We start from the raw sequence: 23,784 nt of genomic DNA on the forward strand, positions 1-23,784 counted from the left end.
CTGACTGGCCGATCCCGTGCGGGGTGATGGAGCGGCCAGCGTCGGCGTGCGTCCCCTGCCGGCCGAGGCGGTCTATCTGCCGTTCCAACCCGGCCCTTACCGCATGGCGATGGACCTGATAACGGTCCCGGAACATGCGTGGCTCGAGGTGGATACACGCTATCCCTCCGAGATGGCGACGCGGCGTGAACTGCTGGACCAACGCCGCCACGACGTGTTTGCTGCGGTTCCCGGCAGCGAGGTCGCCCGAGGCGAAGCCCTTGAGCTGGTTGCCGGCGCCCTGGCGGCGCATTATCCCCAGTGGTTCAGTCGTGCCGGCACGATGTTGCACAACCGCCTGACCGGCGAGTCATGGGATCTGGCGGCGCCACCCATCGATCCGCTGGAAGTGGCCGGACGGCTTGTCCAGGAAGATCTGTGCGTGATCGATATACGATCCGATGTGCCCCGGCTTGCGGCCGCGGTACTGTGCTTTCCCAGTCGCTGGCGCCTGTCGGAGAAGCTGGGCGGGCCGCTGGCCGAGGTTCATGGACCGGTGCCGCTCTATGCCGACCGCCTGGCGCGGCCGGTCGATCGTTTCATGCGCCATCTGAAAGCGGACCGCATCGCCTGCCGGCTCAATTGGTCCGTGCTGGATGACCCGGCGCTGTTCCAGCCGGACGGGAAATGGCGGACCGAGGGTGGCGAGGGCATTACGCCTGCCAACGCGGGTGATCGCCTGTATCTGCGCGTCGAGCGCCAGACGCTGCGGCGTCTCCCTACCAGCGGCGCGGTCTTGTTCGGCATTCGGGTCCACGTGTACAGGTTGAGCCGCATCGTCGACCCGACTTTGGCGCTGGACCTCGCGAGCGCCGTCAGAGCGCTGCCGCCGGCGATCGTTCATTACAAAAGCCTGGGACCAGTCCGGGACGCCTTGCTGGGCTGGCTGACTTCCATGTCGGAGATGAGGGGTGGCTGAGGTCGAGATCGCCGCCGGATATCGACCCGGACTGACCGGCCGCGTTGTCGCGATGCACGCCCGCTTCTACGCGCGCCAGGGTCATTCCACCCCTAACGCCGCCCGCAGATCGCTGATGACCTTGTCCGCGCTCCGCTTGCGCCAGCGTACTCGCTGACCGATTGGCGTGTTCTCCACCTCGGGCCAGACCTTCAATGCCACGAAAACCGGCCCCGCCGCGGCCAGCAGATCGGGCAGCTCCTTCTCGAAGGCCTCAAGTTCTGTAAAGCCGGCCACTCGGGAATAGCCGCAGGCACGCGCAATCGCCGGATAATCCACCGTCTTTGCGTTCGGCACCGGCTGGCCGCCAGTCGTCGCATAGACCTCATTGTCGAGGATGAAGTGATAGAGATTCGGCGGGGCCTGTTCGGCAATGGTCGGCAATTGGCCCAGGCTCATGAGGATGTCGCCCTCGGAATCAAACAGCACCACCCGCCGGTCCGGCTGTGCCAGCGCCAAGCCCAGGGCGAACCCGGCATGCCCGCCCATGGCGGGATCGCCAAGGGGAATGTCGAAAGCGGTGTCCGACTGCGTGATCCAGTGGCGGCCGCCACGGCCCGAGATCACGATGGCATCGCCGCGATGCCGGGAAAAGACGGCCAGCAGGTCTGCCGTATGCATCATGGCGCGCTTCCTACCGGTTGAAGCCGTGATATTCGTCGCCAACCAGCACGACCACCGGCTGGCGGGTCCTGTCCGCGAGCCGGAATGCCTGGCTGATCCGATCGGCGTCTCCATCATTCTCCACGAGGAAGAACGGGATGTTGAAGGCCATCAGGAAACGTTCCGTATAGGTTGCGGCGGTGTCCATATTGATCCCATGCCGGGTGTAACCGCGATAACCGACCATCAGGACAACCGGAATATTCAGCCCCATCAGCCAGCCGCGGATGGAGTCGCCGGATTCCAACATGCCGGTGTTCTGAATCAGCAGCATCGGTCGTCGCCCGCCGGCGAACAGGCCGGCGGCGATCGAGCAGGCATGCCCCTCCCTGGTCACCCCCACCAGCCGCAGCGCCGGATCCGCCTTCATCAGCAGATACAGCCAGTTGGTCTCACTGTCCGGCAGCCACACGACATCGGTCACGCCGTTCTGCCTCATCTGGCGCATCACCGTCTCCGGGCTCAGCGCCGCTGCCATGTCACTCATGCCGGCCTCCCCGCTTGTCGGACCCTGGTTTGCCGGACTCCGGTTTGCCGGATCCCGGTTTGTCGGACTCTTCGGGCGCAGCTAACATCATCCCACTGCACAGAACCAGGGAGCGACATCCATGACGACCACAACTTTCCGGATCGGCGACCTGACGATCCACCGGATCATCGAGATGGAATGCGGCTTCACCCCCGCACTGGAATTCCTGCCGAAGCTGACACCGGACCTGTTGGCGGAAAACCGGGACTGGCTGCGAAAGCCGGAAGCACTGGATGATCAGGACCGGCTGGTGCTGTGCTTCCAGTCCTATATCGTGCGTACCGGTCGCCACAACATCCTGGTCGACAGTTGTGTGGGCAACGATAAGAACCGTCCCACCCGGCCTCTGTGGCACATGAAGAAGGACAATGTCTTCATGCAGGGCCTGGCGGATGTCGGGCTGACCGTTCACGACATCCATTTTGTTCTTTGTACGCATCTTCATGTCGACCATGTCGGCTGGAACACGCGGCTGGAGAACGGACAATGGGTGCCGACATTCCCGAATGCCCGCTACCTGTTTTCGAAGACGGAGCTGGATTTCTGGCTGGCGGAGAACGAGAAGGAGACGGTGTACCCGATCGCCGACAGCGTGATTCCGATCCTGGAAGCGAAGCGGGCGGATCTGGTACGCAGCGATCATTCCTTGAACGACCTGGTCTCGCTGATCCCCACGCCGGGCCACACCATCGATCATTATGCGGTCACCCTCGGCAAGGGCGGGAAGGAGGCCGTGATCACCGGTGACCTGATCCATACGCCGCTGCAGGCGCGGTATCCCGATCTGGCGATGCGGATCGACTATGATCCGTTGCAGAGTTCGGCGACACGGTGGAAGTTTCTGGAGACCTATTGCGACACCAGCACGGTGTGCTGCTTCGCACATTTCCCCTCGCCATCCCGCGGCTATGTGAAGCGCTGGGGCGACGGGTTCCGTTGTGAATATATCACCGGCTGATCGGCCTCTGCATCCGTGATCGTAATGGCGCCGCATAGCTGCGTTGTGCGCGCGGCTGTCGCAGCGCCGCTACCCTCGGGTAGGATGTCCTCCCATGGAGACGTCCGAACCTCGAATCGTTCTCTTCGATCGCAAGATGAAGAGAAATATCTTCCTGTTGATCTGCTGCCAGGCGATCGGCCAGTCGGCTAACACCATGATGTTCACCGCGACGGCGTTGTCGGTGGTGACCTTCGTCTCGAATCATGGCCTCGCGACGCTGCCGATTACGATGCAGCATATCGGCGTCATGCTGTCGGTGTTTCCGGCGGCGTTCCTGATGCAGCGAATGGGGCGGCGTTTCGGCTTCATGACCGGATCGGTCTTCGGCATGGTCGGGGCCACGACCTGCGCGCTGGGCCTCTATCTGGCGTTCCTGCCCCTGATATGCCTGGGCGGCATGATCCTTGGCTATGCGGTCGCCAACCTCCAGATGTATCGCTTCGCCGCCGTCGAACTGGTGCCGGCCCGATACCGGTCCAAGGCGATTTCCTGGGTCACGGCGGGTGGGGTGGTGGCGGGGATCATCGGTCCCTCCGTGGTGGAGTGGTCCTATGACAAGGTCATGCCGCTCTATCTGGCGACATATGGGTGCATGGTTGGCGTCCATGTCAGCGTCTTCATCATCATGTCGTTCATCACCTTTCCCTCGATGCGGGCCGCAACGGCGGGTGCCAGTGGCATCGAGGCCACGCAGCTGCCCGCGCGTCCGTTGTGGGAGATCGCCACGCAGCCCAGGTTCACGGCATCGGTCATCGCCGCCATGGTCGCCTTCGGCACCATGTCTTTTCTGATGGGCGCATCACCCCTCGCAATCGTCGGCTGCGGGCTGCCGCATACCGAGGCGCATTGGGTCATTTTCCTGCACGTGATGGGGATGTTCATCCCCTCCTTCTTCACCGGTCACCTGATCAACCGGTTCGGCGTGCTGCCGGTGATGGCGGTCGGCACGGCAGTGCTGTTTGGAGGGGTCTTCTCCGCCCTGCACGGCATTGATCCGTGGAATTTCCGCATTGCCCTGACGATGAACGGGATCGGATGGAATTTCCTGTTCATCGGCGCGACGTCCCTCGTCACAACCTGTTATCGTCCCTCGGAGCGGGCGAAAGCCCAGGCGATGAATGATTTTCTGGTGTTCGGCACCACCGCCACCGCAAGTTTCCTGGCCGGTTTCCTGCAGGACCGCCTGGGCTGGTTCCCCCTGAACTGGGCATCGATCGGCCTGATTTCGACGGGTGGACTCGCGGTATTCTGGCTGTGGCTGCAGCAACGCCAGCCGGTGGCGGCGCCTTTGCCCGTCGATTAGAGTACGGTCGCCTGAAGCCGGCGGTGAGAAGGCGTGAATCGTGCTCTTGAATCAAAGAGTTGATAAAGCATGCCCGGGTCAGCCTGACCCTATCCGCCCTTCCGATCGATGACCCGTACAGGTCCGTAACCCGCACCGGTCAGTCGTCGCGGTGGACCCGCTCCATCCGCTCATGCCGCTCCTGCGCCTCGATCGACAGGGTGGCGATCGGCCGAGCCTCCAGGCGCTTGATGCCGATGGGCTCGTCGGTTTCCTCGCAGTAGCCGTAGGTGCCAAGCTCGATGCGCACCAGCGCCTGGTCGATCTTGGCGATCAGCTTTCTGGCCCTGTCCCGGGTGCGCAGCTCCAGGGCCCTGTCGGTTTCGACGCTCGCCCGGTCCGTGATGTCTGCCTCATGGATGCCGCCTTCGGACAGGCTTGCAAGGGTTCCGTCGGCCTCGCGCAGCAGGTCACTGCGCCACCGCAACAACTTCTGGCGGAAATATTCCACCTGCACCGGGTTCATGAACTCTTCGTCCTCGGACGGACGATAATCAGGTGGCAGCGTGACCATCATGCGTTTGCAGTCCCAATTATCCTTCCACCCGCCCGGAAGGGTGCGGCTCGCCCTCGGGCGGCCGTCCTGTTCCGGGAAGGGAACGCGGCGGCTTATACCGGGGTGATTGCGTGCCGCCAAGGGTGTGGGACGAAATGTCAATCCATCGAAACACCCGCAAGATTACCTGCAAATCTCCCGGCAGAAATTGCCTGGCGGCACGTTTTGCCGGGGATTGGCGTGTAGGCCTCCGCGATTTCATGCCTCACGGCGGCGTGTGAACGTCGGCGGCCATCTGGCACGGGGCTTGCTGCCGCGATCGAGCCCTTGGTCCGGATGATCGCCTTGCGCAGAATGCGCCTGTTCGTCACGCTGACGCTCTTGCTGCTCCCGCTTTCCGGTACGCCGGCCGCGGAGGTGCGCGTGAAGGATATCACCGATGTCGAGGGGGTACGTCAGAATCAGCTGGTCGGCTACGGCCTGGTCGTCGGCCTGAACAATACCGGCGACAAGCTCGACAACGCGGTGTTCACCCGGGAATCGCTCGTCGGCATGCTGGAGCGGCTTGGCGTGAATACGCGGGATCAGATCACCAAGCTTTCGACCAAGAATGTGGCCGCAGTGATGGTCACTGCGGACCTGCCCCCGTTTGCCCGAACCGGCAGCCGCATCGACATCGCCGTGTCCGCGCTGGGTGATGCGACCAACCTGACCGGTGGCACTCTCCTGGTCACGCCGCTGCTGGCGGCCGATGGAGAGGTCTATGCCGTGGCGCAGGGCGCCTTGACCACGGATGCGATCGCCGTGAAAGGCTCCGCCAGTTCCGTGGTCCGGGGTGTGCCGACCGGTGGGCGCATCGCCAATGGCGCGACGGTTGAGCGGGAGATCCGGTTCTCCTTCGCCGATCAGTCCGCGCTGCGCCTGAGCCTGCGCAACCCGGACTTGACCACCGCCCATCGGATCGCCGCTGTGGTCAACCGATCCTTCGCCGGCACGGCCGCTGTGCTGGACCCGCGGACGATCTCGGTGAACTTTGGCGGCCGTGATCCGCTGGACATGATGGAGCGGATCGGAGAGATGCGCGTCCAACCCGACACCTCCGCCAAGGTCGTCGTCGATGAGGCCAGCGGCACGATCGTCATGGGTGCCAATGTGCGCATCAGCACGGTGGCCATCGCGCAGGGCAATCTGACCGTTCGTGTGACCGAGACGCCCGAGGTCAGCCAGCCCAACCCGTTCGCCGGGGGGCGCACGACCGTTGTGCCGCGGACCGACATCCAGATCGACGACGGTCAGAACAGGAAGCTGGGCGTTCTCAACACCGGAGTCACGCTGCGCGATCTGGTCACCGGTTTGAACGCCTTGGGCGTCAGCCCCCGCGACATGATCAGTATCCTGCAGGCGATCAAGGCGGCTGGCGCGCTGCAGGCTGACCTGGAGGTCCGATGACACAGTCACCCTTATCCCTTCTGTCACAAGCTCCCTTGGCACAAGCTCCCTTGGCACAAGCTCCCTTGGCACAAGCTCCCTTGGCACAAGCTCCCTTGGCACAAGCTCCCTTGGCACAAGGCCGCCTTGCACAGCTGTCGCCGAGCCGGGCAATCCCGCCGACGACGGTCCTGCGTCCGGCTACCGCCGGGGAGTCGGCACGCCTTGCCAAGGCGGCGCAGGATTTCGAGGCGATGGCCTTGGGAGAGTTGCTGCAGCCGATGTTCGATACGGTCGATACTGCCCATGGACTGTTCGGCGGTGGAGACGCCGAGGCGGCCTGGCGCCCATTGCTGGTGCAGGAAATGGCCAGACAGATTGCGTCGCATGGCGGGCTGGGCCTGGCGGCCCCGGTCCAGGCAGCGATGCTGCGCATGCAGCAGGCGAAATCGCGATGATGCACGACCCGCTGAAGGCGGCCGCTGACCTGGCAGATGTGCTGACTCTGGAGAATGCGGCCCTCAGGCGTCTGGATTTCCCGGCCGCGGCGAATTTGTTGCCGGCAAAGCGGGCGGCGCTGGAAGCCTTGTCTGCGGCCGGGGCCATCTCCCAGCCTCTACCGGCCACCGCGACCTCGCTTGGCCGACGCTTGATGACCCTGGCGGCGGAAAATCGTGCGCTTCTGGAACGCGCCATGGCCGTCCAGTCCCGTATCCTTGGGATTGTCGCGCGGGCCTCCCGATCCGCTTCGAATCAGGGCTATGGCCCGAAAGGACAATACCCGTCGCCGCGCCAGGGGGCAGCCGTCGCCTTGTCCACCAACGCCTGACCCGCCTGATCACCGCCGACAGATGTCTGCGCAGGCACGTCTGCGCGGGCGAGTCTGCGCGGGCGAGTCTGGCAGGCACTCCCGAATCGGCTTATCAGCGAAGCGTCTTCGTCCGGCGGTGCCAGGTGTCACCTTGAAGCCGTGCACTCTTGGGAAGCCGCGCACTCTTGGGAAGGGAAGCCAACGTGTCAGCCGTTACTGTCGAGGATCGCGGCGCGATCTCCATTATCCGCATCAACCGGCCGGAAAAGCTGAATGCCATTAATCAGGACGTCGCGGTGGAGGTGCAGCAGGCATTCAAGGCTTTCGACGCCGACCCCGACAAGCGGGTGGCAGTCATGAGCTCCGCCGGAAACAGGGCATTCTCGGCTGGCGCGGATGTGAGCAACCTGCCGGAATTGTGGCGTGCGATCCCTACCGTGGGTTTTCAGACGGACAAGCCGATTATTGCCGCTACCACGGGCTGGGTGGTGGGCGGCGGTATCGTCATGGTCATGATGTGCGATCTGCTGGTGTCCACCGAGGATACGCAGTTCTACTACCCAGAGGCGAAGCTGGGCGTGACGGCCGGGGGCATCAGCTCCCTGGCGTCCCGCATGCCGCATCATTTGGCGATGGAGATCATGCTGCTGGGCAGCAAGATTCCAGCCCGGCGGGCCTATGAGGTGGGTTTCGTCAACCGCGTCGTCCCCAATGGTGAGCATGAGACGGAGGCGCTGAAGATCGCCGAGGAGCTGTTGGACTCCGCCCCATTGGTGATCGGTGCGCTCAAACGCCTGGTCAGCCAGGTGCTGCCGACGGGACCGATTGAGCGGATGGTCGATATCAGCCAGACCATCGCGCGGGTTCGCCAGTCCGCGGATCTTCAGGAGGGGGTCAGCGCCTATAAGGAGCGTCGCAAGCCTCGCTTTACCGGCCGCTGATCTCGATCCGGTCTTTCGGGCGTTACATTGCTTCCGGCCGACGGCCGGGTATCCGCGGCTCGCGGGCTGTCATCCCCGGCGTGCAGTGTGGTGCCAGCCAAGCCCGGAGCATGATAGGGTCAGGTTGACCCTATCATGATCTATCAACTCTTTGATTCAAGAGCGCGATTCTCGCCTTCTCACCGCCGGCTTCAGGCGATCGCGCTCTAACATGGCCAGAATGGCCGGTCAGTGCTGACTTGTGACGTTCCTGAGTGAGGATAACCGCCGCACCATGAGGATTCTGGCCGACCGTTTCCACTGTCCGCGCTGCAAGGGGCGCCTTGCCGCCGTCACGGCCCAGGCGACAGACGGAACGCCCGCCGGTTCCCTCACCTGCACATTATGCGACACGGTCGTTGCCGCCCCGGGCGGGATTCCGGATTTCGCCGATGGACGAGCGGTTGCGGAGACGGACCCGCGCGGTTTGTTTGGTGATCCTTACATCTCCGCCGAGGATGCGGCGGCGCTGTACGAACGGATGCGCGGTACCGCCGGTGCCGACTGGCCGGCCGGATTGGGCGACGTGCTGGACCTTGGGTGCGGTGGCGGCCGACTGACTCTGCCTGTCGCGCTAAGCGGCGGAGCCCATACGATCGTCGCCGCCGATTCGCGGCTGGACGCCCTGCGCGCGTGTCGCGACCGCATCACGCAGATCGAGGATGCAGAGCGGCTCGCATTGGGATTTGCTCGGTTCAGCCTGGCCGAGGATGTGCTGCGCGATGCCTCCTTCGATACCGTCTTGGGACTGGACGTCATGACGCGTGCCAGAGACACACGGGCACTGCTGGATTTGACGAAGCGCGTCCTGCGGCCGGGCGGACGAGCCTTCTTCGTCGTTGCCAACCGGCGGTATTTACGGGCCTTCTGCCGGGCGATGGCCGAAGCTCTGGTACTGCGACACGCCCGGGATCAAGCATGGTCGGATGCGGCACGCACCGCCATTCACATGATCGGAGTGCTGCACCGTCGCGACATCCACCACGATCACGCCGCGGCCGCCCCGGGCCTGATGGATCGCACTCTGTTCGATCCCGAGGAATTGCGGGACATGGCGCTGGAAGCCGGCTTCCAGACAGCCGAGACCAGGCCGGTCGAGCCGGACCCCGTCGGCGGTGAAACTGCCCTGCGCCTGTGCCGGGAGGCCGGGATCGATGATGGCTTCGCCGCCGATGTCGTGCCGCTCGCGGCTTCGGCCGGGGCGCCGTATTTCCAACTGCTGGGCAGGCCGGACGCGGCCGCCACGATGTTGCTATGTCTTAGAAAGGGGATTGGTCCGTCGGTGCGTACCTTTGCCGCGCAACCGAGGCGGACGCCGGTCACGGTCCGTCAGCCTGAAGCGGCTCTAGGCGGTATGCCGCCCCGATGGTCGATCGAGGCTACGGCCCGTGAAACACGGGACGGTCTGCAATTGACGGTTGACGGCTGGTGTCTGGCAAATGCCGACATTGTCTGGGTGCGCTTCACGATTGACGACACCACCCGGGCGACAGCCATCGGCCACCCGCGGCCGGACGTGCACGACGTGCTGAACCGCCAGGGCTTCTACCATAAGCTGAACGCGCTGTGCTCCGGCCTGCGGGCCACTTTGTTGTACGACGGCGTGCATGCTCATGACGGGCAATGCGCGGTGCGGATCGAGGTCGCGCTCGCCAATGGCCTGATCGTGCAGGCACCCGCGTCCAGACAACTGCCGCTGAACGAGACCGTGACCCTCGCGCAGTAGGACCCATGCCGGCAGACGCGCAGCGCCCCGGAAGCATCGCGGACCAGCCTCGGAACCGCCATCCCCTGGGGGAGCGTTGCACGCGGTGGCGGCGTGCCGCGATTCCCGCCGTGATCCTGCTGTTGTTGGGGGTTCACGCCGCCCAGCCCGTTCGAGCCGCATCCAAGCGGGAGGAAGAGGCTCAGCGCAGATTGCAGGCGGCGGAGCAGGCGCGTCAGCAGCAGGCCCAACGCGGCAAGGAGGCGTCGGCGCGGGCGGCCCAGGCTGCCAACGAGGTTGCCCGGCTAGGTCAGCAGCGGGCTCAGGCCGCCGCGAAATTGCAGCAGGCGGATGCCGCGCTGCAGGCTGTGGCTGAGCGGATCGACGCGCTGTCCGCCAAACGGCGCGAAGCGGAGCGGCGGTTGAATGAACGCGCGGCCTCTCTGCGCCCGCTGTTACCGCTGATCGAGCGGCTGTCGCTCTATCCGATGGAGACATTGCTCGCGGTTCCTGAGAATCCGGAAAATGCGTTGCGTGGCCTGCTGGTGCTGAAGGGCCTGTCCCGTCGGATCGAAATCGAGGCCGAGGCGTTGGCTCGCGACCAGGCCGATCTGGATCAGGCGGTGGCGGCCTTGCACGCCGAGGCGCCGCGCCTGGCGGAAGCCCAGGCTGCGCAGACGCGCCAGGCCGCCACCCTCGATGCCCAGATCGCCGCATCCCGCGCGGCGCAGGACAAGGCTGAAGCGGAGGCGCGTGCCGCCGCCGTGCAGGCCGCGCAGGCCGCCGCCAAGGCGGATTCCTTGAAATCCGTTCTGGCCGCGATCCAGGCCGAGGAACGTGCGGCGGCCGCCAAGGCAAAGGCGGAAGCCGAGCGCGCGGAACGCGAGAAGCGGCTTGCCGAAGCCCAGGCAGCCCGGGAACGGGAAGCAACGGCCGCGGCTCCAGCCGGCCCGGCGGCCACCATGACGACCGGGGGCGGCGGCCGCTTGCAGCCGCCTGTCGTCGGGGTCGTTGTGCGAACCTGGGGACAGGCCACCGATGGTGGGCCCGCGACCGGCATTTCATATCAGGCGCCGCCCGGCGCCCGGGTGGTCGCGCCGTGCGGCGGCCGCGTCGTGTTCGCGGATACGTTCCGCAGCTACGGCCTGTTGATGATCGTCGATTGCGGCGGAGGCTATCATATCGTGTTGTCCGGCTTTGACCGGCTGGATGTCCGACTGGGCCAAAGCGTCGTCGCAGGCGATCCGGTCGGGGTCATGCCATCATGGGAGCCGGGCGCCGCCGAGCGGCGCCCTACCCTGTATGTCGAGGTGCGGCGCGGCAGCCAACCGGTGAACCCGGCGCCATTGTTGCGAACCAGCGGGTGACCCTCAATGATATCGACCGATGATGTCGACAGGAACAGAAACTTACCAAAACAACACTGGACGCGGGCACGGAGAGCGGGTGAAAAGATGGGCGACGCGTCCCCGGAACCGGCCGCACCGACATCTGTGCCGGTTGCGGTTATCCAGATCGGACGCACATCAGAAATCCACGCCTGGCAAGGTCGCCGGCGGTTGAGGGCATGACGCATGGGTTTCCGCGCACGGCATTGGCGGTTCGGACTTCTTGTAGGTACGGCTTTCATGGCTGGCGTTGTGGCCGGGCCAAGCATGGGCGTGCTGACACAGGCGCTGGCACAGGACAGCTCGCGCTCCGACATGTACCAGTTGCTGAAAGTGTTCGGTGATGTGGTGCAGCGGGTGCGCTCTGAATATGTGGATCCGGTTGACGACAAGGAGCTCATTGAGAACGCCATCAATGGCATGCTGACGGGGCTTGATCCGCACAGCTCCTACATGAACGCCAAGGCGTTCAAGGACATGCAGATCCAGACAAAGGGCGAATTCGGCGGCCTGGGCATCGAGGTGAACGAGGACAAGGGCCTGATCAAGGTCGTATCCCCGATCGACGACACGCCGGCGGCTCGCGCGGGCATCAAGCCGGGTGACATCATCACGGCCCTGGATGGCAAGACGCTGGTGGGGGTGCCGCTGAACGACGCGGTCGACAAGATGCGCGGACCGCCGAATTCAAAGATCGTTCTGACGGTCAAGCGGCAGGGCGTCGACAAGCCCATCGAGGTGCCGCTGGTGCGTGAAGTCATCCACCTCCAGGTGGTGAAGTCGCGCATGCTGCCTGGCGATATCGGTTATGTGCGCCTGACGCAATTCACTGAGCAGGCGGATGCCGGGTTGAAGCAGGCAGTCCGCAACCTGAAACAGCAGGCTGGCGGCAAGCTGAAGGGTCTTGTCCTGGATCTGCGGAATAACCCGGGCGGCCTGCTCGATCAGGCGGTCGCCGTGTCATCGGATTTCATCGATCAGGGTGAGATCGTGTCGACCAGGGCACGCCACCCGGATGACAGCCAGCGTTGGGATGCGAAAGGTCTTGATGTGCTGGCTGGCGCGCCGTTGGTGGTGCTGATCAATGGCGGGTCCGCCTCGGCGTCCGAGATCGTCTCCGGCGCGTTGCAGGATCATCGTCGGGCGGTGCTTCTGGGTACCAAGAGCTTTGGCAAAGGCTCTGTGCAGACGGTTATCCCGCTGCCCGGCAACGGGGCGATGCGCTTGACCACGGCCCGGTACTACACGCCGTCAGGGCGATCGATTCAGGCGGAAGGTATCGTGCCGGATATCACGGTGCATGAATCGCGGGAAACACCGCAGAGCTTTGGCGGCGATCGCGAATCGGATTTGAACCACGTGCTGAGCAATCGCGGCGGAACCGGTACACAGGCACTGCCGCCACGGACAGACTTGCCGGCGATCGCGAAGCAGATTCCGGACAAGCCACCTGAAGGCTACCCGAAGTTTGATCCGACCAAGCCGGATGATACGGACTTCCAGTTGCAGCAGGCACTGACGGTGGTGAAGGCCATGGCGGCGCAGAAAAGCGCTTCGGCGAACTGACCCCATAGGCGGATGACAGCCGGCGGACTGCTGTCGGGTTGGTCGGGGCTCAGACGATTCTGGCTGGCGGTTCTGTGCCTGCTGGGATTGGGCGTGGCGATATTGCAATGGCTGGGACCACCGGGCCGAATGCCGGTGGCCGATACCAGGAAGGCTTCGGCCGACGCTCCTGGCACCCAGGCTGATACGCCGTCCCGCGCCGCGGCTGAGAGCACATTCTCAGGAGCGGGTCATCCTCAGATCGTGCCACTACCCGCGTCCCGGCACGAAGGGCCGAGGCCGGGACGCGGCACGCCGGGCCCGGTGGCTGATCCCGATCCCGCGCTGCTGGAGCCGAACCCACCACCCGCCAAGGGTTTTCTACCCCGTATCGCGCCTGACGGCCGAGCCCCGATGCACGAATACGCAGCCGGCTTCGATCCGACGAGCCGACGGCCTCGTGTCGGCCTGATCGTGGGTGGCATCGGGATGAATGCAGCGAACAGCCTGGATGCCGCTCGGCGCCTGCCCGGCGGGGTCACCCTCGCGGTTTCGGCATACGCGACGGATGTGGACCGAATCCTGGCGGCGGCACGTATCGCGCAGCATGAGTATCTGCTGGAAGTCCCGATGGAACCTCAGGGCTTTCCGGCCAATGATCCCGATGACCGACATGCGCTGATGACCTCCCTTTCTCAGACCGAGAATATCGGCCGTCTGCATTGGGCACTGTCCCGGATCGCCGGTTATGTCGGTGTCACCAACGCGTTCGGAACGATGCGAGGGGAACGGCTGTCCGGTGCCGCCGACCAGTTCGACGCGGTATTGAAGGAACTGGCATCAAGGGGGCTGCTATTTGCCGATGCCCGGGTCGGCGCGCCATCCTTGCCCTTCGTGTGGAATCGAGCAGTCGATATCGTGATCGACGATGACCCTATCACAGCGGATATTATGGACCAGCGGCTGACCGCGCTGGCAAAGCTGGCACAGGAAAGGGGATCGGCGCTGGGATTGGTGTCGGTGCCGCGCCCGATGACGCTGGAGCACCTTGCCCTCTGGATCGGCACGCTGGTTCAGCAGGGCCTTGTGCTGGCACCTGTCAGCGCCTTGACCGAACCGCCTGGCGGAGAACGCGCACCATGACCGATCTGCCTTATCGTCCGAATGTCGGCGCAGTATTGTTCAATCGGGACGGTCTGGTGTTCGTCGCGCGCCGTGCGGACATGCCGAATGCGGAAGGTCCGGCGGGCGGATGGCAATTGCCGCAAGGCGGCATCGATGAGGGGGAAGACCCGCGCCAGGCTGTGTTCCGAGAGTTGGAAGAGGAAATCGGGACCTGCAACGCCGAGATCATCGGAGAACATCCGGATTGGCTGACCTACGATCTGCCAAGCAATCTGGTGGGCATCGCGTGGCGCGGGCGTTACCGTGGCCAACGACAGCGCTGGTTCGCCATGCGCTTCCTGGGCGGTGATAACGAGATACGACTGGACCTTGATCCACATCCCGAGTTCGACGCCTGGCGATGGGTACGCCTGACGGAGTTGCCTGCGCTCGCGGTGTCTTTCAAGCGGTCGATCTATGGAATTCTCACCCGGTCCTTCGCGCCATTTGCGACGCCCATCAGCGGTTGACGGACGGGACGAACTGTCTTTGTGTGATCCTGATCTGGATGGGATGGGATGGGATCATCACGATGGGTGAGACGATCAAGGTAACGTCGGCTGACGGTTTTACATTCTCGGCGTATGTCAGCGGCCAACCGGACGCCGGCAAGGGCCTTGTGCTGATCCAGGAGATTTTTGGCGTCAATCACCACATCCGCGATATGGCGGACCGTTTTGGCGCGGCAGGTTATTCGGTCATTGCTCCGGCGGTATATGACCGCATTCAGCCCGGTTTCGAAGTCGGCTATACCCCGGAAGATATCGCCAAGGGCCGTGATGTAAGGATGAAGCTGAACGACGCCCAGCTGATAATGGATGTGGAGGCCGCCGCGGCGCATTTGGGTCAAAAGAAGATCGGCATCGTCGGCTATTGTTTCGGCGGTACCGTCTCCTGGTGGGGTGCTACCCGCTCGAAGAGGTTTGCCGCATCCTCATGTTGGTATGGCGGTGGCATTCCAGGCACCAAGGACGAGCGCCCGAATTGTCCTGTGCAGATGCATTTCGGCGAGAAGGATGCCTCCATCCCGATGTCGGATGTGGACGCGATACGGGCGGCGCAACCGAAGGTGGATATCTATGTCTATGCCGGGGCGGAGCACGGTTTCGGCTGCAATGAACGTGGCAGTTATAGCAAGCCGGACTACGATCTGGCTCAGCAGCGGACGCTGGCCTTCTTCGCCAAGCATCTAGGATAGATCAGCCTCAGCCTGACCGGAATCGCGCAACGATCCTCAGATGAGGAAATTGATCGCGGAACAAAATCCGACATACCCCAAAGCCATCCTGAAGACGTATTCAGGGGTCACCTTCGGCTTGAACCTCAACGTATTCGCGAGATTGGGCCGGACCGCGCCAAGGCGGCCGGCCTGTCGCGCCACCCGCCAGGGCGAGGCGCCGCGGCGGTAGCACGCCACCCTTGCAGGTCCTTCGCCATTCCGTGCTCGACCCGGTACATATAGGCGTTCAGGCTAATGCTCATTGCGATGAAGTACCAGAACATCGGTACGAACGCGATGCTGACGAAGGCGCCGGCGGTCAGATAGGCCGCCATCCCGGCCTGCAGCGCATTGGAAAGCGCCCAAACCCATTCCAGCTCCGGGTACTTGCGGGCCCGCCGCGCGGTCCTGAACAAGCGTATGAAAGATACCAGCGCGACGGTCAGGAACATGAACAGGCCGGGGTATCCCAACTCTCCCAGCATCTCGAAATAGATGCTGTGAAATGCGCGGCCAAACTGGATCTGCGCGGGTCCTCCATCCATGGCGGGCAATTCGATGTGGTTGACCAGGAATGCCATCAGACCCCCCCCAAATGGGTGCTCTCCGACAAAGCCCAGTGTCCACTTCCAGACCAGAATGCGGGTATATGCGGAGCTTTCCTGATCAAATGACTTGATTGTGGAAATGCGCTCCACCCATTGCGCCGAGGTAAAGTAGAAAAGGCCGGCGAGAACGAAGGTTGCCAGCATCGTGTAGCCGATTTTGTGCTTCGAGCGAGCGACCATGAAGGCGAGAATTGCCAGCAGGCCGATCAGCGCGCTCCGCTCATAGGTGCCGATCGCGGTGATGAGCGCGAGTGCCGCAACCGCCCAATAGGCAAGCGGCATGACCTTCATGCGCGGTATCAGCTGGCCATGCCGGCTGAGGAACACCGCGAGCGGCACGGCCATGAGGCAGACCGTGGAAAGCTGACCGCCTTCGGCAAGGCCGGCATTGCCGCCCTGCAACCCAAGGTTGGTACCATAGCCGCCGCCCGATATGATCGTTTTTAAGCCAAAAGGAACGAAATTGGCGGCCAGGGAAAACACATACGTGGTCGCCATGGCCTCGATCTGTACACGGGATCGGATGACGAATGGCACGAAGGCGGCAAAGACCATGGTCTTGAAAGCCCAGTCCCATTTCTCCCATGCCGCATCCGGCCGCACTGCCCAGAACATGGAGGCGGTCATATAGACGGCGATGGTGACCTGCAGGATGGTCTCGATGCCGATGGGGGGCGGTGAGCGGCGATCGAACAGCAGATAGGTTCCGAACGCGAGAACGCCCATTACCATCGCGACCGGAAACTGGTTCAGCAGAATATAGGCGACGTTCTGGGGCTGGAATATATCCACCCACACATAGCCCAAGGTCGCGACAAAGGGTGCGGCGGCCCCCAGCACAACGAAGGCCACGTACAGGCCAAAGAGCCAGAGACTACGCAGCATCGAAGGGCCGTCCTTGCGCCGTTAACCGCGCCGCTGCCACGGCTGTGGCTGGCGCTGCTTTTTTTCCGGATCAGGGCGCGTCAGGACCTGGAACCAGGCTTGGACGCGGTCTAACTGTACGGCACGGAAGACGACCAGCATCATGATCGTCGAACTGAACAAAATCCCAAAGAGGTCAAGCATGCGCGTCTCCGCCCCGGAGCATGACAGGGTCCCTTGACCCGGCGATGCCGCGATATTCCATCTGCCGAGGCCGGTTGCATCGATCAGTCACGCGCCGGCGCACCCGGTCACCCGCGAGGTGCTTCGTATAACGCCTCGCACCGGGCCATGTCATTAAAACTTGACGTCGACGGTCAGGTGTCGGCGAGGGCTTTCATGATGGCGTCGCGCGTCGTCGTATCGCCCTCAGGGTGCACGGGCTGGATCGCGACATGGGTTGCGCCGGCCGCGAAGTGGGCACGAAGTCCCTCCTTCACCTTGTCGGCCGTACCCCACAGCACCATCGAGTCGATGAAGCGTTCCGATCCGCCATTGGCCAGATCCGCTTCGGTGAAGCCCAGGCCCAGCCAGCAATTGCGGTAGTTATCGAGCACCATGTAGCGCGACAGCTCGGCACGCCCCAACGCCCGAGCCTTGGCTGGGTCGGTCTCCAGGGTCACCTTCTGCTCGACAGCCAGCCACTTGCCGGGCCCGAGGATTTTGGCGGCCTCGGCCGTGTGCTTCGGCGTGACGTTGTAGGGCAGCGCCCCTCTCGTCATGTCCGCGGACAGTTTCAGCATCAGCGGGCGCAATGCGGCCAGGGCGATCGGCCATGTCTCGGACCCCGGCTGATCCCTGGTGATGCCGTCGACATAGCGGCGCATGGCGGGGATCGGTTTTTCATACGTATGGCCCCGAACGCCTTCGACCATCGGCATGTGGCTGACGCCAAGGCCGAGGATGAAACGGTCGCCATACAGCTCATTCAGGCTGATCATGCCGCGCCGGGCGGTGAACGGGTCGCGGGCATAGATCGACGCGATGGAGCTGCCGAGCTTCAGGGTCCTGGTCTGTCCGAGCATGTAGCCAGCGACCGTGAAGGATTCGAAACCGCGGGATTCAGGGTACCACAGCGTATCGTAGCCCAGGCCCTCCACCGTCTTCGCGAAATCCGCCACGCCTTGGGCGCGACCGATCTTGTCGGGCGAGTACCAGATGCCGAGACGGCCGAGTTGCATGGCGCGCTCCTTCGTTCAGATGACTTTCCTGGTCCGGAACCCGGCGATGTCGGCCGGACTGTATCCCAATTCCGTCAACACCTCATCATTGTGCTGGCCAAACATCGGCGGTGGCCGGTCCACACGTGGGCCCTCATGCTCGAATTTGAAGGCGGCGACTGGAACCGAGAACCCGCCGTCGATCCCTGGCACACTCTCATACCGGTGCAGCACGTTGCGGGAGGCGATCTGCGGATCGGCCAGCGCCTCTCCCATCGTGCGGACGCGCGAAGCGGGGACGTGGCGCGCCTGCAACCACTCCTCCCAATCGGCGGCACTGCGGGTCAGCATGATCTCACGTAATACCGCTTCTTCCCGGTCGTGATCGGCGTCGCGTTCATCATTGGTGCGCTTGATCATGTCCGGCCGTTCCAGCACCGTCCAAAGCCGGCGCTGCTGGCGCAGATTGGAAGCGCCGAGCATGACGTGGCCGTCAGCGGTCTGATAGGCCATGGACGTGGCGTGGCCGGTGCGGTTTCCCGAGGGCTTCGGGTGCTTGCCATTGCGCAGGTAGCCGGTGACGTGGCTGGCCATCAGGATCATCGCCACGTCCAGCATTGCCATGTCGATACGCTGGCCCTGGCCGGTCCGCTCCCGCTGGAACAGCGCGGAGGCCAAGGCATAGGCACCCATCGTTCCGGTCGCGTAGTCGATGGCCGGGGCACCGATTTTGACAGGGTTGACCTCCGGCGTACCGGTCATCGCCATGATGCCAGAGGTGGACTGGATCACGTGGTCATAGGCGGTGCGCTCCCGCTTTGGGCCGCCCTGACCGAAGGCGGAGAACGACGCATAGATCAGCTTCGGGTTGATTTTGCGCAGATCTTCGTAGCCGAGACCCAGAGCCTCGAAGGCGCCGGGGCGGTAATTCTCCACCAGCACATCGGCGGTGGCGACCAGCTTCTTCAGGATCGCCTGCCCTTCGGGCGATTTCAGGTTGAGAGTGATGGCGCGCTTGTTGGACCCCTGTGTGAGGAATCCGGTACCCATCAGGGCGTGGTTCAGGTCGTTATCAGAGCCGGAATCGCGGCTTTGATCCGGGTCGCCGGGGTCTTCCACCTTAATGACATCGGCGCCCATCAAACCGAGCTGATAGGCGGCGAAAGGGCCCGCAAGGACGTGAGTGATGTCGATGATGCGGATACCTTCGAATGGGCGTGGCATCGTTTCCTCCTGCGCAGTCGGTGGGAGGGTGCGGTCTTGGCAAGGTGCCGTCAATCTGTTCGGGCCGCTGCAAACCCGGCGACGGAGAGGCCGGGGCATGCGGCACGACCGTCCGGACGGCTGCGCACCCTTGTCTTGTGACAGCTGTCTTGTGACAGCCGCTCGGCCGGGTGACACTGGCGCAGGCCAGGAAGAATCAGGTCAGGAAGGATACCGCGATGCTGCAACCACCACCCGCCGTCCCAGGCATGCGGGAAGAGGACGTTGATACACCCGCCCTCCTCATTGATCTGGACGCGTTTGAGTACAACCTTGACATGATGGCCGCCAAGCTGGCGCCTACCGGCGCCAGGCTTCGAGCGCACGCCAAGACCCACAAATCGCCGGTGATCGCGAAGTTGCAGATGGCGCGCGGTGCCGTCGGAAACTGTGTCCAGAAGGTCGCCGAAGCCGAAGCGCTGGCCTGGGGCGGCATCCCCGACATTCTGGTCAGCAACGAGGTTGTCGGTGCTTCCAAGCTTGCCCGCCTGTGCGCCCTGTCGCGGATTGCCAAGCTGGCGGTCTGTGCCGACGATCCCGCGCAGGTGTCGGCGATCGAGGCCGCTGCCGCCGATGCCGGCATCCGCATGACGGTGCTGGTGGAGATCGATGTGGGAGCCGCGCGCTGCGGTGTGACGCCCGGACCGGATGCCGTCGCGCTGGCGGAGCGCATCGCCGCGTCGAAACACCTGATCTTCGGCGGCCTTCAGGCCTATCACGGCAGTGCCCAGCACAAGCGCACGCCGAATGAGCGCCGCGCCCTGATTGGAGGCGCCATCGACGCCTCTCGCCGCACGGTGGAGCAGTTGCGCCAGCGTGGCCTGGACTGCGCGATCGTGGGTGGTGCCGGCACGGGCACGTTCGAGATCGAGTCCGCGTCCGGGATCTATAATGAAATTCAGGCCGGCAGCTATGTGTTCATGGATGCCGATTATGCCCGCAATCTGGATGAGGCGGGCCAGCCGGTCGCGACATTCCGCCATTCGCTTTTCGTGCTGGCGACGGTCATGAGCGCATCGCAGCCTGGCCTCGCGGTGCTTGATGCAGGGCATAAGGCGGTGGCGGTTGATTCTGGCCTGCCGACGGTCTGGCAGCGGCCGGATATCCGGTACGTCAGCGCCTCGGATGAGCATGGCAAGCTGAGCATAGGCAGCGAAACGGAATCGCCGAAGCTGGGTGAGAAGCTGAGACTGGTGCCCGGCCACTGCGATCCCACTGTCGACAAGTTCGACTGGTACGTCGGCGTTCGGAACGGCCGCGTGGAATGCCTGTGGCCGGTCGCCGCGCGCGGCGGCGTGACCTGAGAAATAATGGTCGTGGCTGCCGGGGTGTGCCGCCCGGCCGGTACGCCTCACGGGCATCCGCTGGCAGACACCCCCTTGGCAGGCAGCCCAGCCCTGTGTCCCGCTTACAATTTGACCCGAACACCCGCCAGGGCGACCGGTCCGGGCATTTGATAGCCGTTCACCGGTTCGAACCTGGAATTGAAGATATTCCAGACATTCACGTAGAACTCCAATTGCGGCATAAAAGCGTAGTTGATGGCGAGGTTGCCTACCAGGCCGTGCTGCCCGACGCCGTAGCCTATTCCGTTGCCCTGATTATCGTATAGATAATCTTGCGCCGACCCTGTATAGATCAGAGTAGGAATGATCTGCAGCTTTGGTAGCGGCTGCACCCTCATATCGACTGAGAGCTGGTTCTGCGGCCGTCTCAACAGATTTGTTCCCTGGCCGGCGGGCTGGTCATAAGCATGGGTGTTGGTCAGCGTATACGCCGCATGCAGCTCTACCCAGGATGTCGGCCGAAGACGGAATTCGGCTTCCACGCCATGCACGAAGGCCGATCCGACATTCACCGAAGTGTAGACAGGAGAATATACGCCGACAATCAGGTTTCGTACAGTCTGGGCGAAGTAGGTTCCATATAAGGACAGGAAGTCCGGCCGCCCGAATGCCGGCAGATCCGTCGTGAACCCGGTTTCCCAACCCTGGGAATACTCGGGCTTCAGCGCGGGGTTCCCAACATAGCCATATGAGTCGATGCCGTATTGGTCATACAGCGACGGTGCGCGAAAAGCCGTGCCATATGCAAACTTGAAATGGGTATGGATCTCATGGGCGTCAAACACGCCTCCCAGGCGCCAGGTCGCCGCTGAGTCCTGGTTGATCCAGTCCTGGCGAAATTGACCTGTGAAGGCAAGCCGCTGCGCGAGAGTCGTCTGCAAGCCCGCATAGATCGCATTGGTCGCCTGGTAGGCGGACATGGACTGGTTGAACGGATAGTTGGCATAGCTCTGGTTGACGCGCACCTTCGCGGTGACGCCCGTATACTCGTATCCAAAGGTCAGGGCACTGGCGGACAGCACGGGTACATTGATCAGATCGTCCAGGTGCAGCGTATTGTTCCATTGCGCATCTGTCTGGTACGAGTGATATCGGGAGTCCGATTGCACCTGGTTCGGGTCCTGCGGGACCAAGGCCTCCAGGTATTTGCGGTTGCTCTGCAGTTGCCCGATAAACGCGCCCGATTCCAGTGCACCGCCAAAGAGCTTGGTGGTGGCGCCGATACGGCCTTCAAAACTCTCATTCTGGCCTGTGGAGTTCGAGTCATCGAAGGTCGGGCTGCCAAGGTTGTTGAAGCCGAAATAGGCGACCTGGCCACGCAGGAACAAGGATAACCGTGTGCCTTCGACGGGTGTATATCCCAGGTTCAGGGTGGCGATTCGATCGCGGAACCCCAAAGGCGTGCCGGTGTAGATGTTTGTCCAGCGCTGCGGCACGGAGTCATAGCCGGTCTGCGATTGCGACGACAGCGTCAGCGCATAGTCCACCGGACCCTCGATTCCGGTGGCGCCGACGGTGCCGCGGATCAGGGCGGGGTAGCCTCCGGACAGATCGCCGAACCAATGGGCCCCTTGCTCGGAGCCGCGTCTGGAGATCAGGTTGATGACGCCACCGATGGCGCCTGATCCGTAGACCGAGGCCATCGGGCCCCGGATTACCTCGATGCGTTCGATGTCCGACAGCGTGTCGAGGCCGAAATTGAAGGCGCCGGACGGATCGGATGCATCATTGATCGGCATCCCGTCACGCAGGACCAGCACATGGTTGGAATTGGTGCCGCGGATGAACACGCTGGCCTGACCACCCAGGCCGCCGGATGGGCTGACATGCACGCCGGGAAGGTCGGATAATGCCTCGGCCAGGCTGTTGTATCCCTTCGCCTCGATATCGGCGCGGGTGATGACGCTGACGCCGGCCGGGATATCGACGGGGAGTGAGGGTACACGCGTGGCGGTGACCACCTGCTCCGGCAAAGGGACAACGACATCGTCCTCAGCCGCCTGGGCGGCATCGACCAGCAAGAAGACACAGGCTGCGGCGGCAGTCATGAGCGGAAAACGCACGCGGGCTCTCCATCGACACAGTGTCGATTGCTCGCATACGGGTTTCTCCCCGCTGCCGTGGTTGTCCCCGCCCGGCGGCACGCGCGCAGTCTCGATGCCGGCCGGTCTCCTGGCTGGCGGGTCATCGCCCTGGCCCGCCTTCTCGCCACGGGGCAGCCCGATGGCAATGGCATATGGACCGGACTCGCCGCATACAGTTGCGGGGGCAGCCGCCTTTCGGGCGTTCCCGTTTCAGCCCTTGCGGGCCACCGTCATCTGTATGAGATGATAGTGCGGCGACGCCCGGCCTGTGCAGAGCGAAATCGCCGATCTCCTGTCATAACGCCGCCTGCGTGACATTCTGGCCCAATGGCACCCCATCTTCCGCGTATAGTTTGATTCCAAGTTTTGCTCAAAAAACGTACTCCTTGCTCTGATTTAGCATGCGTAAAGTCCGGGCAGATCGGGAGAGGGAGGCGGCTTTGTGCAATTGGCTGAGTCGCCGCGGCTCATCGCCAGGAATACCGCCGTTTTTCGGCGATGCCATCATGCCGTCGGCCGGATATGTGTTTCGCCCGAGCGGCGCCTTCGCCGTTGCCGCTTGGCACGCGACATGCAAACCTTCGGCGCTGTTCATGCTGCTGACCCCAGTAGCGATGCGGGCAGCCTGAACTTGTGGGAGGCTCGGACAACCGAGCTTGTGTGCATGAAGAAGATCGAGGCTGTCATCAAGCCGTTCAAGCTTGACGAAGTGAAGGAAGCCCTTCACGAGGTCGGGCTCCAGGGCATCACCGTGGTGGAAGCCAAGGGATTCGGTCGCCAGAAAGGGCACACCGAGCTCTATCGTGGCGCCGAGTACGTCGTCGATTTTCTGCCGAAGGTGAAAATCGAAGTCATCTGTGAGGATAGTGTGGTCGAACGCGCGGTCGAGGCGATCGTGAACGCCGCGCGCACCGGGCGGATCGGCGACGGCAAGATTTTCATCTCCTCGGTCGAGGAGGTGATTCGCATCCGCACCGGCGAACGAGGGGAGGACGCGATCTAGCTTCACTATTCGACGACCGGACCCGGTTTCACTTCGGCTCCGGGCAGCAACCGGACCTTGCGTGGTGCGGGTCCACCATCTGCCATGCTCCCCCTGTCGTGTCACGCGGTGGGTGGGTTTGTGTGGCAT

Annotated in this window: 24 protein-coding genes and 1 riboswitch; of the genes, 15 read left to right on the plus strand and 9 right to left on the minus strand. The window is 63.4% G+C overall.

The window, feature by feature from the left end:
* The first annotated feature begins 46 nt into the window (after positions 1–46).
* Positions 47–958, plus strand: coding sequence for a heme-dependent oxidative N-demethylase family protein (locus VHC04_RS21430; protein WP_325684773.1), 912 nt, complete (start codon positions 47–49; stop codon positions 956–958).
* Between the two features lie 81 nt (positions 959–1,039).
* Here VHC04_RS21430 and VHC04_RS21435 read toward each other — a convergent pair whose 3' ends face one another.
* Positions 1,040–1,621: a thiamine pyrophosphate-dependent enzyme gene (locus VHC04_RS21435; RefSeq protein WP_325684774.1), complete on the minus strand. Its 582-nt coding sequence runs from the start codon at positions 1,619–1,621 to the stop codon at positions 1,040–1,042.
* A 10-nt stretch (positions 1,622–1,631) separates the two neighbouring features.
* Positions 1,632–2,147 carry a thiamine pyrophosphate-binding protein gene (locus VHC04_RS21440; protein ID WP_325684775.1) on the minus strand — a complete coding sequence of 172 codons (516 nt, stop codon included), beginning with the start codon at positions 2,145–2,147 and terminating at the stop codon, positions 1,632–1,634.
* A gap of 121 nt (positions 2,148–2,268) precedes the next feature.
* Here VHC04_RS21440 and VHC04_RS21445 point away from each other — a divergent pair, with 121 nt between their 5' ends.
* Both VHC04_RS21445 and VHC04_RS21450 read left to right on the plus strand, forming a co-directional pair.
* Entirely contained in the window at positions 2,269–3,147 is an 879-nt protein-coding gene (locus VHC04_RS21445; RefSeq protein ID WP_325684776.1) for an MBL fold metallo-hydrolase, read from the plus strand.
* A gap of 94 nt (positions 3,148–3,241) precedes the next feature.
* Positions 3,242–4,492: an MFS transporter gene (locus VHC04_RS21450; RefSeq protein WP_325684777.1), complete on the plus strand. Its 1,251-nt coding sequence runs from the start codon at positions 3,242–3,244 to the stop codon at positions 4,490–4,492.
* A gap of 139 nt (positions 4,493–4,631) precedes the next feature.
* Here the strand turns inward: VHC04_RS21450 and dksA are convergent, their stop codons facing one another.
* Positions 4,632–5,045 carry an RNA polymerase-binding protein DksA gene (dksA, locus tag VHC04_RS21455; RefSeq protein WP_325684881.1) on the minus strand — a complete coding sequence of 138 codons (414 nt, stop codon included), beginning with the start codon at positions 5,043–5,045 and terminating at the stop codon, positions 4,632–4,634.
* A gap of 336 nt (positions 5,046–5,381) precedes the next feature.
* Between dksA and VHC04_RS21460 the strand changes: the two genes are divergently transcribed.
* From VHC04_RS21460 to VHC04_RS21505, 10 genes are all read left to right on the plus strand, one after another.
* Positions 5,382–6,476: a flagellar basal body P-ring protein FlgI gene (locus tag VHC04_RS21460; protein WP_325684778.1), complete on the plus strand. Its 1,095-nt coding sequence runs from the start codon at positions 5,382–5,384 to the stop codon at positions 6,474–6,476.
* Positions 6,477–6,571: 95 nt separating this feature from the next.
* Positions 6,572–6,913 (plus strand): rod-binding protein, encoded by a 342-nt coding sequence (locus tag VHC04_RS21465; RefSeq protein ID WP_325684779.1) that lies wholly within the window; start codon positions 6,572–6,574, stop codon positions 6,911–6,913.
* The gene (locus VHC04_RS21470; RefSeq protein WP_325684780.1) at positions 6,910–7,284 is read left to right on the plus strand and encodes a hypothetical protein; all 375 of its coding nucleotides are present in this window, start codon (positions 6,910–6,912) and stop codon (positions 7,282–7,284) included. The genes VHC04_RS21465 and VHC04_RS21470 overlap by 4 nt, the downstream gene beginning before the upstream one ends.
* 185 nt (positions 7,285–7,469) lie before the next feature.
* Positions 7,470–8,207 (plus strand): enoyl-CoA hydratase/isomerase family protein, encoded by a 738-nt coding sequence (locus VHC04_RS21475; protein WP_325684781.1) that lies wholly within the window; start codon positions 7,470–7,472, stop codon positions 8,205–8,207.
* 274 nt (positions 8,208–8,481) lie between these two features.
* Positions 8,482–9,972 (plus strand): class I SAM-dependent methyltransferase, encoded by a 1,491-nt coding sequence (locus VHC04_RS21480; protein ID WP_325684782.1) that lies wholly within the window; start codon positions 8,482–8,484, stop codon positions 9,970–9,972.
* 110 nt (positions 9,973–10,082) lie between these two features.
* On the plus strand, positions 10,083–11,318 hold the full coding sequence (locus tag VHC04_RS21485; protein ID WP_325684783.1) for a murein hydrolase activator EnvC family protein: 1,236 nt from the start codon (positions 10,083–10,085) through the stop codon (positions 11,316–11,318).
* Positions 11,319–11,579: 261 nt separating this feature from the next.
* Entirely contained in the window at positions 11,580–12,905 is a 1,326-nt protein-coding gene (locus VHC04_RS21490; RefSeq protein ID WP_325684784.1) for a S41 family peptidase, read from the plus strand.
* 303 nt (positions 12,906–13,208) lie between these two features.
* Positions 13,209–14,027, plus strand: coding sequence for a divergent polysaccharide deacetylase family protein (locus VHC04_RS21495; protein ID WP_325684785.1), 819 nt, complete (start codon positions 13,209–13,211; stop codon positions 14,025–14,027).
* Positions 14,024–14,518 (plus strand): RNA pyrophosphohydrolase, encoded by a 495-nt coding sequence (locus tag VHC04_RS21500; RefSeq protein WP_325684786.1) that lies wholly within the window; start codon positions 14,024–14,026, stop codon positions 14,516–14,518. Before VHC04_RS21495 ends, VHC04_RS21500 begins: the two co-directional genes overlap by 4 nt.
* Positions 14,519–14,541: 23 nt before the next feature.
* A complete protein-coding gene (locus VHC04_RS21505; protein WP_325684787.1) occupies positions 14,542–15,246 on the plus strand; it encodes a dienelactone hydrolase family protein in 705 nt (234 codons plus the stop codon).
* 125 nt (positions 15,247–15,371) lie between these two features.
* Here the strand turns inward: VHC04_RS21505 and VHC04_RS21510 are convergent, their stop codons facing one another.
* The 4 genes from VHC04_RS21510 to VHC04_RS21525 all read right to left on the minus strand — a co-directional run bounded on the left by VHC04_RS21510 (position 15,372) and on the right by VHC04_RS21525 (position 19,183).
* Positions 15,372–16,760, minus strand: coding sequence for a putative O-glycosylation ligase, exosortase A system-associated (locus tag VHC04_RS21510; RefSeq protein WP_325684788.1), 1,389 nt, complete (start codon positions 16,758–16,760; stop codon positions 15,372–15,374).
* Between the two features lie 21 nt (positions 16,761–16,781).
* A complete protein-coding gene (locus tag VHC04_RS21515) occupies positions 16,782–16,943 on the minus strand; it encodes a hypothetical protein (RefSeq protein WP_325684789.1) in 162 nt (53 codons plus the stop codon).
* Positions 16,944–17,116: 173 nt separating this feature from the next.
* Positions 17,117–17,980 carry a TIGR03620 family F420-dependent LLM class oxidoreductase gene (locus VHC04_RS21520; protein ID WP_325684790.1) on the minus strand — a complete coding sequence of 288 codons (864 nt, stop codon included), beginning with the start codon at positions 17,978–17,980 and terminating at the stop codon, positions 17,117–17,119.
* A gap of 15 nt (positions 17,981–17,995) precedes the next feature.
* Complete coding sequence (locus VHC04_RS21525) at positions 17,996–19,183, minus strand: CaiB/BaiF CoA transferase family protein (RefSeq protein ID WP_325684791.1); 1,188 nt, start codon at positions 19,181–19,183, stop codon at positions 17,996–17,998.
* A gap of 218 nt (positions 19,184–19,401) precedes the next feature.
* On the opposite strand from VHC04_RS21525, the gene VHC04_RS21530 reads away from it, so the two are divergent.
* Positions 19,402–20,526, plus strand: coding sequence for a DSD1 family PLP-dependent enzyme (locus tag VHC04_RS21530; RefSeq protein WP_325684792.1), 1,125 nt, complete (start codon positions 19,402–19,404; stop codon positions 20,524–20,526).
* 104 nt (positions 20,527–20,630) lie between these two features.
* Here VHC04_RS21530 and VHC04_RS21535 read toward each other — a convergent pair whose 3' ends face one another.
* Complete coding sequence (locus tag VHC04_RS21535; protein WP_325684793.1) at positions 20,631–22,589, minus strand: TonB-dependent receptor plug domain-containing protein; 1,959 nt, start codon at positions 22,587–22,589, stop codon at positions 20,631–20,633.
* Positions 22,590–22,713: 124 nt separating this feature from the next.
* Positions 22,714–22,899, minus strand: a riboswitch (cobalamin riboswitch).
* A 123-nt stretch (positions 22,900–23,022) separates the two neighbouring features.
* Positions 23,023–23,247 (minus strand): hypothetical protein, encoded by a 225-nt coding sequence (locus VHC04_RS21540; protein WP_325684794.1) that lies wholly within the window; start codon positions 23,245–23,247, stop codon positions 23,023–23,025.
* Positions 23,248–23,316: 69 nt separating this feature from the next.
* On the opposite strand from VHC04_RS21540, the gene VHC04_RS21545 reads away from it, so the two are divergent.
* Positions 23,317–23,655, plus strand: a complete 339-nt coding sequence (locus tag VHC04_RS21545; RefSeq protein ID WP_158925853.1) for a P-II family nitrogen regulator — start codon at positions 23,317–23,319, stop codon at positions 23,653–23,655.
* Positions 23,656–23,784 lie beyond the last annotated feature (129 nt).

Source organism: Rhodopila sp., assembly GCF_035548095.1.
Classification (GTDB): Bacteria; Pseudomonadota; Alphaproteobacteria; order Acetobacterales; family Acetobacteraceae; genus Rhodopila.